The sequence below is a fragment of the Pseudomonas asplenii genome, assembly GCF_001293465.1.
GTDB classification, from domain to species: Bacteria; Pseudomonadota; Gammaproteobacteria; order Pseudomonadales; family Pseudomonadaceae; genus Aquipseudomonas; species Aquipseudomonas fuscovaginae_B.
Genome location: NZ_JSYZ01000007.1, coordinates 60,927 through 73,951, shown reverse-complemented (window position 1 = coordinate 73,951; position 13,025 = coordinate 60,927). Strand labels below are relative to the sequence as shown.

Sequence of the window (13,025 nt, the reverse complement as noted above, 5' to 3'; positions counted from 1 at the left end):
AGGGGTTCACAGACCGTCCAGCAGGTCGTGGGCGTTGAGCAGTTCGTAGGCGATTTCCGGACGTTTTTCCAGGCCGCGGCGGATCGCTGCCGGGATCGACTGGCGGGTCTTGCGACACAGGCCCGGCAGCTCTTCGATGTGAATGCCGATACCGCGCATGGTCCGCACTTCGTTGGGGCCAGGAGCGATGGTCAGGCGAATGCCCAGTTGCTCGTACATCCGCTGTTGCAGGCGTTCGAGGTCGGCCAGGCTCTTGAGGTCTTCGAGGCGTTCGAGCAGGATTTTCTCTTCCTGGCGGGTCAGGCGCAGGATGCGGATGTCGCTACCGGGTGTCTCCAGCAGCCGTTCCCGCTCGCAATTGCAGGCGCCGGGAGGACAGGGCTGGCGGATCGGAGGCAGGGTGTTCATGACCTCCGATCATAGCCAAGTGCAAGGGCTTTTGCCCATGGGGTTACTGCATGTCTTGCACGGCACTCAGTACCTGGTAGGCGGCCTTGACCCGCACCGGGTTGGGGTAGTTCTTGTTGGCCAGCAGCACGATGCCGATGTTCTTCGCCGGCAGGTACGCCACGTAGGCGCCGAAGCCATTGGTGGCGCCTGTCTTGTTGACCCAGCTATCGGCCTGCGGTGATTGTGGGGTCTTGAACCGGGTGATGTCCTGCGGTTCGAGCATCTTGTACGAGGTGCCCTCGAGCAGGGTGTCCAGCTTGACCGGGGAGGGGTAGAACTCCCAGCCCAGGCCCTGGGTGGTGTCGCCGAACCGGTAGTAGCCACTGTGGGTCAGGCTGATCGCCTGTTGCAGGGGCGCGTCGAGTTGCCGGGGCCGCATGTTCACCTGGACGTAGTGCAGCAGGTCGCTGGCGGTGGTCTTGATGCCATAGGCCTCGGAATCCAGCGCGCCAGGGCCGACCCGGGAGGGTTTGTCCTCCTTGGTGTAGCCCTGGGCGTAGCGGCTCATCTGGTCCTTGGGAACCCTGAGGTAGGTGTGCTTTAGCCCCAGCTTGGGCAGCAGGGTCCTTTCCATCAGGTCGTCGTATGGCTGGCCGAGGCTCCTGGCGGCCACGTAGCCGAACAGGCCGATGCTCGGGTTGGAATACTGGCGGCGCTCGCCGACAGGGTAGATCGGCTTCCAGTGCTGGAAGTAACCCATCATCTTGTCGGTGCTGTCCGCCTCGTTGGGAAACTGCAACGGCAGGCCGCCGGGGGTGTAGGTACCGAGGTCGAGCACGCTGATCCTGTCGAAGGCGCTGCCCCGCAGCTCGGGCAGGTAGTGGCTGGTGTTTTCCGCCAGCGACAGTTTGCCCTGGGCTACGGCATAGGCCGCGAGTGTGGCGTTGAAGGTCTTGCTGACCGAACCGATCTCGAACAGGGTGTTTTCTGTTACCGGCTGTTTGTCCGTCTTGGAGGCAACACCGTAGTTAAAGTAATGTGCCTGGCCGTTGACCAGGACCGCCACGGCCAGGCCGGGGACGCCCTGTTCCTGCATGATCGGTTCAATCGCGGCATCCACGACGGCCTTGAGCGGGTCGACGGGTGTCTGGCCGGCAAAGCTGTTCCCGGTGCTGAGCAGGCACAAGAGGCTGGTGAGTAATTTGTCACGAATTGTGAGTCTTATCGGCATAATCTGGCTTTTTTCCATGATTTTGATTGTTTGTCCGCATCCTGTCGGGCTGTTTTCTGGACCGTCGTCCATGTTCCGGCCCATGGCGTGAGGCTTGCCTGGTCCACGGCGCAGTTGCGGGGCGAAGCTCAATCTAGGGGATGAGTCGGCCCCTCGACAAACGATGAAATTTCGGATTAGCCATTAGAAAAACTAGGAGCAAACGCCATGGTCCGTCCTCATTTGCCACTCAATGCCCTGCGGGCTTTCGAGGCCTCCGCGCGGCACTTGAGTTTTACCCGGGCAGCGGTCGAGTTGTGCGTGACTCAGGCGGCGGTCAGCCATCAGGTCAAGAGCCTTGAGAGCCAGTTGCAGGTCGCTCTGTTCAAGCGCCTGCCCCGTGGCCTGATGCTGACCGCCGAAGGCGAGAGCCTGCTGCCGGTGCTGTGCGAGTCGTTTGACCGGATTGCCCAGGCCCTGGGCCGGTTCGAGGGTGGGCACTACCGGGAGGTGCTGACGGTGGGGGCGGTGGGCACGTTCGCCGTGGGGTGGTTGTTGCCGCGGCTGGCGGATTTTCGCGAGAGCCACCCGTTTATCGACCTGCGCCTGTCCACCAACAACAACCGGGTGGATGTGGCGGCCGAGGGGCTCGATTTCGCTATTCGTTTCGGTACGGGAGCCTGGCATGGCGTCGACGCCATGCGCTTGCTGGAGGCACCGCTCTCGGTGTTGTGCACTGCGCAGGTCGCCGAGCAATTGCAGTCTCCGGCGGATGTTCTGAAACAGACGCTGTTGCGTTCCTACCGCACCGATGAATGGCCCGAGTGGTTCCAGCGTGCCGGCTTGCCGAGCAACAGCCTGGTGGCCGACAGTGTGGTTTTCGATTCGTCGCTGGCGATGATGGAGGCTGCATTGCAGGGAGCGGGGGTGGCGCTGGCGCCGCCGATGATGTTCTCTCGCCAATTGGATACCGGTGATATCCGGCAGCCTTTCGATATCGGTATCGTCACGGGCAGCTACTGGCTGACCCGCTTGCAGTCGCGTGCCGAAACGGCGGCGATGGCGGCCTTTCGCAACTGGCTGGTCGAGCAATTGCGTTGATGGGAACTCAGGTGTGAATCAGCGCAACGGCGAAAGAGACTACGATTGCGCAGGCAATGGCCAGGTTCAGGTTCATGGTGGAGCATCCGACGGTTGAAAGGTGACTTATCCTGTCGGGAACCGAGGCAAATAAAAAATTCCGTTTCACGATTTGAATGATCAATTGAAATGATGATTCGGTGCCTGGAGTCAGTGGCACTCGTCTTGTGGCTGGCCGGCTCAGCGGGTCAGCAGGTCGAACGCCAGCTTGAGCAGCGGTATCGCGACACAGATGAGGATCAGGCCAATCTGCCAGCGCATCACGTTGATCTGTGCCTGCAACCCGGACATCGACAACCGGAGGTCCGCGCCCTGCTGCTGCATCAACAGGCGAAGCTCGCTGCCTTGTTCGTGGCTCTGCGTGCGGAGTTCGGCACGTTGCTGGAACATCAGGGTACGCAACTCGTGGTTCTGTTCCTTGAGCAGGGTACGCAGCTCATGGGCCTGTTCTTTCATCGTGGTGCGCAGTTCGTGAACCTGCTCGTTCATCGTGGCGCGCAGTTCGTGAGCCTGCTCGTTCATCGTGGCGCGCAGTTCGTGAACCTGCTCGTTCATCGTGGTGCGCAGTTCGTGAACCTGCTCGCTGATCGTGGTGCGCAGTTCATGAACCTGCTCGCTCATCGTTGCGCGCAGGTCCTTGCCCTGCTCGGAGATCGATGCCTGCAGGCGTTCCTCGGTCTGTCGCAGATCGGATCCTGACGCAAGATTCTGCATTTCGGCCTCCCAGGCATCTGCCGCTGCCTTGGCTTTATCGGGGGGAGCGCTGGCGGTGGTCAGCGCCTCGTATAGGCTCAGGGATAAGTTCATCATTGCTCCTGCGATAGACGATAGCGATCCAGGTGCGATAGTCGATTCAAACTGGCAGTGCCTGATAGTCAGTTCGTTCTTCAGATTTTGTGGGCAATTGCCTAGCTTGTTGCCTGCCATTCAACGATGTCCGCTGTGCAGTCCAGGCACTCTCACAGGCGAGTGCTGAAACACCTTTTAGTGATCCGGGCAGCCCTGTATTCGGCTCAGGCGCAGTCTGGTGCGCGTCACCCACGTCGATCCCGGGCAGGCGAGGCCGGACCCGCAATGGCTGGACAACGTCAGGGAAATCCCTTCGCCCTGAAGCTGGGCAGGTGACAAAAATCCCTCACGAATCTTCTATAGGTTAGAGTCGGCGCCTACGTCGATGTACCTCATCCGAGATCCGAGTCCTACATGCAGCCACACCCGCAGCGTCCTCTCTGGCAGGTCTATCTGGTTTTCCTCGCACCGATGGTGCTGTCCAACTTCCTGCAGTCGTTTTCCGGCACGCTGAACAGTATCTACATCGGTCAGATGTTGGGCACCGAAGCCCTGGCGGCGGTGTCCGGAATGTTTCCGGTGGTGTTCTTCTTCATTGCCCTGATCATTGGCCTGGGAGCCGGCGCCTCGGTGCTGATCGGCCAGGCCTGGGGCGCGCGTGAACTGCATGCGCTCAAGGCCGTCGTGGGCGCGACCCTGACCCTGGGCATGCTGATCGGACTGGTGGCGGCGGTACTCGGTAGCATTTTCGCCCGGCCGGCCCTGCAGGCGCTGGGTACGCCCGCCGATGTCCTGGACGACGCGGTCGGCTACGCGCAGGTGATGATGCTGACCATGCCGCTGTTGCTGATTTTCATCCTGTTCACCCAACTGTTGCGCGGTATCAGCGACACGCTGTCGCCCCTACTGGCCTTGCTGGTGTCCACCGGTATCGGTCTGGTCATGACGCCGGCACTGATCCGTGGCTGGTTGGGACTGCCGCAGATGGGTATTCAGAGCGCGGCCCTGGCTAGCCTGGCGAGTACGGCCTGTGCGATGGCGTTCCTGGGGTTGCGTCTGCGCCAGCAGGACAGTGTCATGGCACCGGACCGCGAAATGCTGGCGGCGATGCGCCTGGACCGGGCGATCCTCGGCAAGGTACTGCGTATCGGCCTGCCGACCGGCCTGCAGATGATCGTGCTGTCGTTGTCCGAGCTGGTGATCCTGGCGCTGGTCAACCAGCACGGTTCCCAGGCCACCGCGGCCTATGGCGCGGTGACGCAGATCGTCAACTACGTACAGTTCCCGGCGCTGTCGATCGCTATCACCGCCTCGATCCTCGGCGCACAAGCCATCGGGGCAGGGCGCCTGGAGCGGATCGGGCCGATCCTGCGCACGGGCATGCTGATCAACACCGGCCTGACCGGTGGGCTGATCGCCCTCGGATATGGTCTTTCCCATTGGCTGCTGGGCCTGTTCATCACCGATCCGGCGACCAGGGCCACCGCCGGCCACCTGTTGCACATCCTGCTCTGGAGCCTGTTGATATTCGGCTTCCAGGCGTTGATCGGTGGCATCATGCGGGCCAGTGGCACGGTGATGGCGCCGGTATTGATCATCATTTTCTGCATTGTCGCAATTGAGCTGCCGGTGGCCTATCTGCTCGATGCCCGTCTGGGCCTCGAGGGCGTATGGATGGCTTTCCCGGCGGCCTATATCGGCATGCTGTTACTGCAGGCCGTCTATTATCAGCTGGTCTGGCGGCACAAGCGGATCGAACGGCTGATCTGATCGTCGGGCGCTCAGGCCGGCTTGCGTGGCGAGCGTCGTCCCGCCGGGAAACCGTGGCGGCGGGCAGCCCAGGCAATCAGCCAGGCCGGCAGCAGCCAGGCCAGCAGCGACCAGGGAATCGACGCCGCGCCGAAGGTGTCCAGCAGCAGTGCGCCCATCACGCCACTGGCGGCAAACGCCAGGTTGAAGGCGGTCACCAGCATCGACTGAGCCGTATCGGCAGCCTCGCCGGCCGCATCGGCCAATGCGGTCTGCAGCAGGGTTGGCGCGCCGCTGAAGCTCAGGCCCCAGAGTGTTACGCCCACATACAGCACGGCCGTCGAGGCGCCGTTCAGACCCAGAGTCAACGCCACGGCGGCGAAGATGCCCAGGCTGAGCAGGACCAGCCGGCGCAGCCAGCGATCGACCAGCAGGCCCACCAGCCAGATGCCCAGCATGGCCGAAATGCCGAAAACCAGCAGCACACGTTCCAGCGATACGGCCGGGCCGGCACTTTCCAGGAAGGGGGCGATATAGGTGTAGAGGCTGTAGTGCGCCATGATCCAGAGCCAGACCACCAGCAACACCGGCCGTACGCCCGGCGTGTTCAGCACCCTGCGCAGGGGCAGGCGGGCAATGGGTCCTGGCGTATGGGTTTGGGGAATTCCCAGCCTTACCCAGAGCATCAGCACAAGGCTCAACCCCGAGAGCAGGGCAAAGATCGTTCTCCACTCAACCCAGTGGGTGAGCCAGGCACTGAGCGGTACGCCCAGCGCCAGGGCCAGCGGAATGCCGAGCATCGCCAGGGCCATGGCACGGCCTTGCAGGGGCACCTCGACCATGCTCCGTGCGCAGCCGGCGAGCAGGCTCCAGGCCAGGCCGGTGGCCGCGCCGATCAGCAGACGGGCAAGCAGGGTCAGGGCATAGGAAGACGACAGGGCGCTCAGGGCATTGCCGAGAAAGAACACGGCGAGGGTCAACAGCAGCAACGAGCGTCGTCCGAGACCACGGGTGGCGAGCGTCAGCGGGATCGCCGCGAGCCCCGAGCCCAGGGCGCAGAGTGTCACCCACTGGCCCGCCAGGGCTTCGGAAACATCGAGCCCCCGGGCGATCTGCGGCAGCAGCCCGGCCGGGACGGTTTCGTTGGCGGTGGCGATGAAACTGGTCATGGTCAGCGCCAGCAGGCGCGCAATCGGCAGGCGGGCAGCCGTGAGCGTAGGCTGGCTGGCGAGCAGGGAATGGTTCATGTCCGGGACTACCTTCCAGGGTGGATTCGGGATCGCATCGGCGAGGGCGGTAATCTGCGGCATCGCGGGGCATTTGATAATGGGCCGGTTCCTTGATGAACTTTCAACGCCAGATTGAAAGTGACCACCGTGCTGGGCAAGGGCACCTCGACCTGTTGCTTCTTTGGCGGGGGATGCGCATGCTGGTGCCTCGTGGAACCGAGGAGGCGTGCAGGTGATGCTGGGTGTCAGTAACTACGGGGCGTTCGTGCTCGCGTTCGTGATTCTGCTGTTGATTCCGGGGCCGGGAAATTTCGCCCTGATCACCTCGACCGGCAAGGGGGGTGTGCGCGCAGGGCTGGCGGCGACCGTCGGGGTGATCCTCGGTGACCAGGTACTGATGTGGCTGGCGGTCGCGGGCGTGGCTTCGCTGCTCAAGGCCTATCCGGCAGCGTTTCACCTGGTGCAGTGGATGGGCGCGGCGTACCTGCTCTATCTCGGCAGCCGACTGCTGTTCGCCAAGTCCGGCACGGCGATGCCCTTCGAGATGAAAGCCCGCCAGTACCTGCGCCAGACCATGATCATCACCTTGTTCAACCCCAAGGCGATCCTGTTCTACATGGCGTTTTTCCCACTGTTCATCGACCCGGCCCAGCATCCGGGTGTGCTGACCTTCGCCTTCATGGCGGTGACCGTCTCGTCGCTGACCTTCCTCTATGGCCTGGTCGTGGTGCTGCTGACGCACTTCTTCGCCGAAAAGGTACGATCCAGCCGCAAGCTGACCACGGTGCTGGAAAAGGTCGCCGGCATGTTCCTGATCGGCTTCGGCATCCGTGTGGCGGTCCAGTAATTCGCCGCTCGACGAACGTCCCGCCGTTGCATGGGCTTACCCGCTCTTGCGGCAGGGGGACGTGGCTTGAATCGGGACGCACTTGAGCGCAACCAGATACCGCTCTACTTCGTTGCAGTGATCATCGCGATACTGCTCGGGCTGATGGCTCCCGGTATCGCCCGGCGCCTCGATGCCCTGGTGACGCCGGCGATCGCGGTGCTGATGTACGCGATGTTCCTGCAGATTCCCTTCCTCGACTTGCGCCAGGGCCTTGGCCACAAGGGCTTCATGTCGGCGTTGCTGCTGGCCAACTTCGTGCTGGTGCCACTGCTGGCCTGGGCGTTGAGTCGCGGCCTGGTGGCGCATCCGGCCATTCTGGCAGGGGCACTGCTGGTCCTGCTCACGCCCTGCATCGACTACGTGGTGGTGTTCACCCATATCGGCAGGGGCGATTCGCGGCGGGTACTGGCGGCGACGCCGATCCTGTTGCTGCTGCAACTGATACTGCTGCCGGTCTACCTGGCCTGCATGCTGGGTGGTCAGTCCGCGGTGGTGATAGCGGTCGGGCCGTTTGTCGAAGCCTTCCTCATGCTGATCGTCGCGCCATTGCTGCTGGCCCTGACGACCTCGGCACTGGCCCGCCGTTCGCGAGTGGTCACGGCCTGGAACGACAGCTGGGCCTGGCTGCCGGTACCGGCGATGGCCGCGGTGCTGGTGGCGGTGATCGGATCGCAGATCGCCGGAGTGGTGCGCGATATCGAGCGTCTTGCGCCGGTGTTGCCGGTGTACCTCGGCTTCCTGCTGCTGGCACCGCTGGCGGGTGCACTGGCCGCGCGCCTGTGCCGACTGCCGGCGAGCGCGGCCCGTGCCGTCGTCTTCAGTGCCTCCACGCGCAATTCCCTGGTGGTGCTGCCGCTGGCCCTGGCGTTACCCGAGGATATCCGCAGCCTGGCAGCTGCCGCCGTGATCACCCAGACCCTGGTCGAGCTGGTGGGGGAGCTGATCTATGTGCGTGCCATTCCGGCGCTGGTCTGGCGCAATCGCCCGGATGACTCCCAGGGCTGACGCCCTTCTACAGTTCCTCGATGGCGGCCCGGATCTGATTGGCGACCGGCTGCTCCAGGGTGCTGTAGAGCTGGGCCAGGACCCGGCCGCTTTTCGAGCGATAGACATGCGGGCCGGCCAGGGCCCGCAAGGCATGAAAGTGCTCCTGCAGATGATCGCAGTATTCGCGGGTCTCGCAGACGAAGAACTGGCCGCCCTTGGGCGCGATGCTGGGGAATGCCACTTCCACCCGCTCCTTGTAGGTGTTGGGCAGCAGGCTCAGGGGCTTGCGCTTCGGGTAGCTCACGGCCCCGAAGGGCACCCCGTTGGCCTTCAGGGCCTCCAGCACCGCATTGGCGGTTGGCGGGGTGTCGCTGCCGCAGGCGACCAGGGGCAGGCCGGCGATCATCAATAGAAGGGCTTTCATCCTGACACTCCTTGTTCCATGTACGCTTTCTCAATCGGTGACGACCGATGGGAACGGACAGCCGGGTAGGCTGTTTCTCCATCTTCGCAGATTGTGCAGGCGTGCTGTCCCGAGGTTTGTCAGTTGTGTCCCGATATTTCCAAGCCATTATTCCGCTTGTTGTCAGCCACTTCGTATACCGGGCCGGGGTGAATAGACGGCGCGGCGATCAGGCAGAGACCGGATGCCTATCCGTGTTGCACTCCCGCCCGCTTGAGCAGCTGCTTGCAGCGTTCCGACAGATGTTCGACCCGCAGGTGCTTGCCGGCCTTGGCGTAACGTTCCCGCAGGCTTTTCAGTGCGGCAATCGCCGAGTAGTCGACGAAACTCAGGTGGCGGCAGTCCAGCACCACCTTCTGTGGGTCGTTGGCCGGATCGAACAGGTTCTGGAATGGCGTGGTCGAGGCGAAGAACAGCGTGCCGTGCAAGCGGTACAGCTTGCTGCCGTCGGGCTCCTGATGGGTATCGGCGTACAGTTCGCGGGCATGCTGCCAGGCGAAGTTCAGCGCAGCGATCACGATCCCGCACAGCACCGCCATCGCCAGGTCGGTCAACACCGTGATCACCGTGACCGCGATGATCACCAGCACATCGTTCACCGGCACCTTGTTCAGCACCCGCAGCGAAGCCCAGGCGAAGGTCTGCTGGGACACCACGAACATCACTCCCACCAGTGCGGCCAGCGGGATACGTTCGATCAGCGGTGACAGGAACAGCACGAACAGCAGGACCATCAGCCCGGCCACCACGCCGGACAGTCGGCCACGGCCACCGGAACTGAGGTTGATCACCGTCTGGCCAATCATCGCGCAACCGCCCATGCCACCGAACAGGCCGGAAACCATGTTGGCCACGCCCAGTGCGGTGCACTCGCGATCCGGGTAGCTGCGGGTTTCGGTGATCTCGTCGGTGAGGTTGAGGGTCAGCAGGGTTTCCAGCAGGCCGACCAGGGCCATCAGCACCGCATAGGGGGCGATGATCTGCAGGGTTGCCAGGTTCCACGGCACTTGCGGCAGCGTGGGCAGCGGCAGGCCGCCGGCGATGTGGGCCATGTCGCCCAGGGTGCGGGTCGGCAGGCCGCACAGGTAGACCAGCAGGCCGACCCCGAGGATCGCCACCAGCGCCGGCGGTACGCTGCGGCTCAGGCGCGGTAGCAGGTAGACGATGGCCATGGTCAGTGCCACCAGGCCGAGCATCACGGCCAGCGGTTCACCGCGGATCCAGCCCTCGCCGTCCTTGAACTGCTCCAACTGGGCCAGGGCGATGATGATCGCCAGCCCGTTGACGAAGCCGAGCATCACCGAGTGCGGCACCATCCGCACCAGCTTGCCCAGGCGCAACAGGCCGAAGGCGACCATGATCAGGCCGCCGAGCACGACCGTCGCCAGCAGGTATTGCACGCCGTGCTGCACCACCAGGGCGACGATCACCACCGCCATGGAACCTGCGGCACCGGAAATCATGCCCGGCCGGCCGCCGAACAGCGCGGTCAGTGTGCAGATGATGAAGGCGCCATACAGGCCCATCAGCGGGTTGAGATGAGCGACCAGGGCAAAGGCGATGCACTCGGGCACCAGGGCGAAAGCGGTGGTGAGTCCGGCCAGGACATCGGCGCGTAGGCGGGCGGGTTTCATGGTGTACCTGAGATGGGGGCCAGCGGGGGAGCAAGCGAGGGCTATATGAAAGGCGGGAAATGTTACGGAAATGTAACAGGTCCTGCAAAAAAGTCGGTAACGGGCATTCGCAGCGGCTACCTTGTCAAGGGCCTGCGCAGACAGGCGTCTGCGTTCCCAGCAAATAAGAAAAAGAGAATTCGGCTCATGAAATTCGAAACCCTTGCGCGCTCGCTGCTGGCGACGGCGCTGATTCTGGCTGTTACCCCTGTCCATGCGGCGTCCCAGGCACCGGTCGCCGGGGAGAACGGCATGGTCGTCACCGCGCAACACCTGGCCACCCACGTCGGGGTGGATGTGCTCAAGGCGGGCGGCAATGCGGTGGATGCCGCGGTGGCGGTCGGTTACGCCTTGGCGGTGGTTTATCCGGCAGCCGGTAACCTCGGCGGTGGCGGCTTCATGACCGTGCAGTTGGCCGATGGCCGCAAGACTTTCCTCGACTTCCGTGAAAAGGCGCCGCTGGCCGCCACGGCCAACATGTACCTGGACAGGGACGGCAACGTCGTCCCCAACCTGAGTTCGAAAGGACACCTGGCGGTTGCCGTGCCGGGCACGGTTTCCGGCCTGGAACGGGCACTGGAAAAATACGGCACGAAAAAGCGCGCCGACGTGATCGCCCCGGCCATCAGGCTGGCCGAGGAGGGGTTCGCACTGGAGCAGGGCGACATCGACCTGTTGCACACCGCCACCGACGAGTTCCGCCAGGATATCCACGACTCCGGTGCAATCTTCCTGAACAGGGGCGAGCCGCTGCAGGTCGGCGAGAAACTGGTGCAGAAGGACCTGGCGAAAACCCTGCGGGAAATCTCCGCCAAGGGTACCGACGGCTTCTACAAGGGCTGGGTGGCCAAGGCCATCGTCGACTCCAGCCAGGCCGGCAAGGGCATCATCACCCAGGATGACCTCGACAGGTACAAGACCCGCGAGCTGGCCCCCATCGAGTGCGACTACCGCGGCTACCACATCGTCTCGGCACCGCCACCCAGCTCCGGTGGCGTGGTGATCTGCGAGATCCTGAACATCCTCGAAGGTTATCCGATGCAGCAACTGGGCTATCACTCGGCCCAGGGCCTGCACTACCAGATCGAGGCCATGCGCCACGCCTATGTCGATCGCAACAGCTACCTGGGCGATCCCGATTTCGTCAAGAATCCGGTGGCGCACCTGCTGGACAAGGCCTATGCCGAGAAGCTGCGGGCCGCGATCGATCCGCACAAGGCCGGACTCTCCCGGGACCTCAAGCCGGGTGTGGCGCCTCATGAAGGCAACAACACCACCCATTATTCGATCGTCGACCAGTGGGGCAACGCGGTGTCGGTGACCTACACCCTCAACGACTGGTTTGGCGCCGGGGTGATGGCGAGCGGGACCGGGGTCCTCCTCAACGACGAGATGGACGACTTCACCGCCAAGGTCGGCGTGCCGAACATGTACGGCCTGGTGCAGGGCGAGGCGAATGCCATCGCGCCTGGCAAGACGCCGCTGTCGTCGATGAGCCCGACGATCGTCACCAGGGATGGCAAGGCGGTCATGGTGGTCGGTACGCCCGGTGGCAGCCGGATCATCACCGCAACACTGCTGACCATCCTCAATGTCATCGACTACCGGATGAATATCCAGGAAGCCGTGGATGCGCCACGTTTCCATCAGCAATGGCTGCCGGAGGAGACCAATCTCGAGACCTACGCGATAAGCCCGGACACGCAGAAGATTCTCGAAAGCTGGGGGCACCGGTTCACCGGCCCGCAGCCGCTGAATCACCTGGCGGCGATCCTGGTCGGCGCGCCGTCGCTCGATGGCAAGCCGGTGGGCAACAACCGCTTCTACGGGGCCAATGACCCGCGGCGCAATACCGGCCTGTCGCTGGGCTACTGAGTGCTCGCCGGCGGCGGCCCTGGCGCGTTGCGGGCGTCCGGGGCCGCTGGCCGGTTCAGCGGCGGCCGGCGTTTCGCAGGGTGAGCGGCACGATCAGCCGGTGAAACGGCGCCACCGGCAGCATGTACAGGCGGCCCAGCCGATTGTGCGTGTGGACCACCGTCGACAATGTGAGGGTGCGCGTACCCTCTGGGGTGACGGGCGAGCGGTGCAGCGTCAGATAGACATCGAGGTGCCTGTCGCGGTCGGCCAGCATCACTTCATCCGGCTGGTTGGAGACCAGCGTGAAGATCCCGACGCGATCGTTCTCCCGGTAGTCGGCATCCGCCCGCGCCAGGTCGATGCGGGTCAGGCGCCCCAGGTCCTTGAGCCCGAACAGGCCCACAAGGCGATTGCGCAACTGCATCAGCCCGTCGATCCAGGCCGGTGTCGTCGCCATCATGTTCAACGCATGGCGCAGGGCCGTGCGGTCGAGATGGCTATCGCTGATGCACTGGCTGTCGACGAAGTCGGCGTTGGCCAGCAGGCGGTTGATACTCGAGTCGGGTGGTACCGGGCAGCGGTGCACGGCGGGCTTCATCAATGGCGATCCTTGCGGGAAATGAATGGAGCCCCGAGCCATGTCGGGGTC

General features: G+C 63.6%; 12 protein-coding genes. 5 read left to right on the top strand and 7 right to left on the bottom strand.

Annotation, left to right across the window (positions count from 1 at the left end; genetic code table 11):
- Positions 1-6: 6 nt before the first annotated feature.
- Together PF66_RS10075 and ampC are read right to left on the bottom strand one after the other, a co-directional pair.
- Entirely contained in the window at positions 7-408 is a 402-nt protein-coding gene (locus tag PF66_RS10075; RefSeq protein ID WP_054062585.1) for a hypothetical protein, read from the bottom strand.
- A gap of 43 nt (positions 409-451) precedes the next feature.
- Complete coding sequence (ampC, locus tag PF66_RS10070) at positions 452-1,621, bottom strand: class C beta-lactamase (RefSeq protein ID WP_152972997.1); 1,170 nt, start codon at positions 1,619-1,621, stop codon at positions 452-454.
- 207 nt (positions 1,622-1,828) lie between these two features.
- Between ampC and PF66_RS10065 the strand changes: the two genes are divergently transcribed.
- A complete protein-coding gene (locus PF66_RS10065) occupies positions 1,829-2,701 on the top strand; it encodes a LysR family transcriptional regulator (RefSeq protein ID WP_054056465.1) in 873 nt (290 codons plus the stop codon).
- A gap of 219 nt (positions 2,702-2,920) precedes the next feature.
- Here PF66_RS10065 and PF66_RS10060 read toward each other — a convergent pair whose 3' ends face one another.
- Positions 2,921-3,547, bottom strand: a complete 627-nt coding sequence (locus tag PF66_RS10060) for a hypothetical protein (protein WP_054062583.1) — start codon at positions 3,545-3,547, stop codon at positions 2,921-2,923.
- A 396-nt stretch (positions 3,548-3,943) separates the two neighbouring features.
- On the opposite strand from PF66_RS10060, the gene PF66_RS10055 reads away from it, so the two are divergent.
- Complete coding sequence (locus PF66_RS10055) at positions 3,944-5,299, top strand: MATE family efflux transporter (RefSeq protein ID WP_054056466.1); 1,356 nt, start codon at positions 3,944-3,946, stop codon at positions 5,297-5,299.
- 11 nt (positions 5,300-5,310) lie between these two features.
- Here the strand turns inward: PF66_RS10055 and PF66_RS10050 are convergent, their stop codons facing one another.
- Positions 5,311-6,525: an MFS transporter gene (locus PF66_RS10050; protein WP_054062782.1), complete on the bottom strand. Its 1,215-nt coding sequence runs from the start codon at positions 6,523-6,525 to the stop codon at positions 5,311-5,313.
- Positions 6,526-6,742: 217 nt separating this feature from the next.
- Between PF66_RS10050 and PF66_RS10045 the strand changes: the two genes are divergently transcribed.
- Both PF66_RS10045 and PF66_RS10040 read left to right on the top strand, forming a co-directional pair.
- Positions 6,743-7,354, top strand: coding sequence for a LysE family transporter (locus tag PF66_RS10045; protein ID WP_054062582.1), 612 nt, complete (start codon positions 6,743-6,745; stop codon positions 7,352-7,354).
- A 66-nt stretch (positions 7,355-7,420) separates the two neighbouring features.
- Complete coding sequence (locus PF66_RS10040) at positions 7,421-8,401, top strand: arsenic resistance protein (protein ID WP_054062581.1); 981 nt, start codon at positions 7,421-7,423, stop codon at positions 8,399-8,401.
- Positions 8,402-8,408: 7 nt separating this feature from the next.
- Here the strand turns inward: PF66_RS10040 and PF66_RS10035 are convergent, their stop codons facing one another.
- Together PF66_RS10035 and PF66_RS10030 are read right to left on the bottom strand one after the other, a co-directional pair.
- Positions 8,409-8,807 (bottom strand): hypothetical protein, encoded by a 399-nt coding sequence (locus PF66_RS10035; RefSeq protein WP_054062580.1) that lies wholly within the window; start codon positions 8,805-8,807, stop codon positions 8,409-8,411.
- Between the two features lie 227 nt (positions 8,808-9,034).
- On the bottom strand, positions 9,035-10,480 hold the full coding sequence (locus tag PF66_RS10030; RefSeq protein WP_054056470.1) for a SulP family inorganic anion transporter: 1,446 nt from the start codon (positions 10,478-10,480) through the stop codon (positions 9,035-9,037).
- A 186-nt stretch (positions 10,481-10,666) separates the two neighbouring features.
- On the opposite strand from PF66_RS10030, the gene ggt reads away from it, so the two are divergent.
- On the top strand, positions 10,667-12,394 hold the full coding sequence (ggt, locus tag PF66_RS10025) for a gamma-glutamyltransferase (RefSeq protein WP_054056471.1): 1,728 nt from the start codon (positions 10,667-10,669) through the stop codon (positions 12,392-12,394).
- Positions 12,395-12,449: 55 nt separating this feature from the next.
- On the opposite strand, the gene PF66_RS10020 is transcribed toward ggt, so the two are convergent.
- Entirely contained in the window at positions 12,450-12,974 is a 525-nt protein-coding gene (locus tag PF66_RS10020) for a DUF2867 domain-containing protein (protein WP_054056472.1), read from the bottom strand.
- Positions 12,975-13,025: the final 51 nt, after the last annotated feature.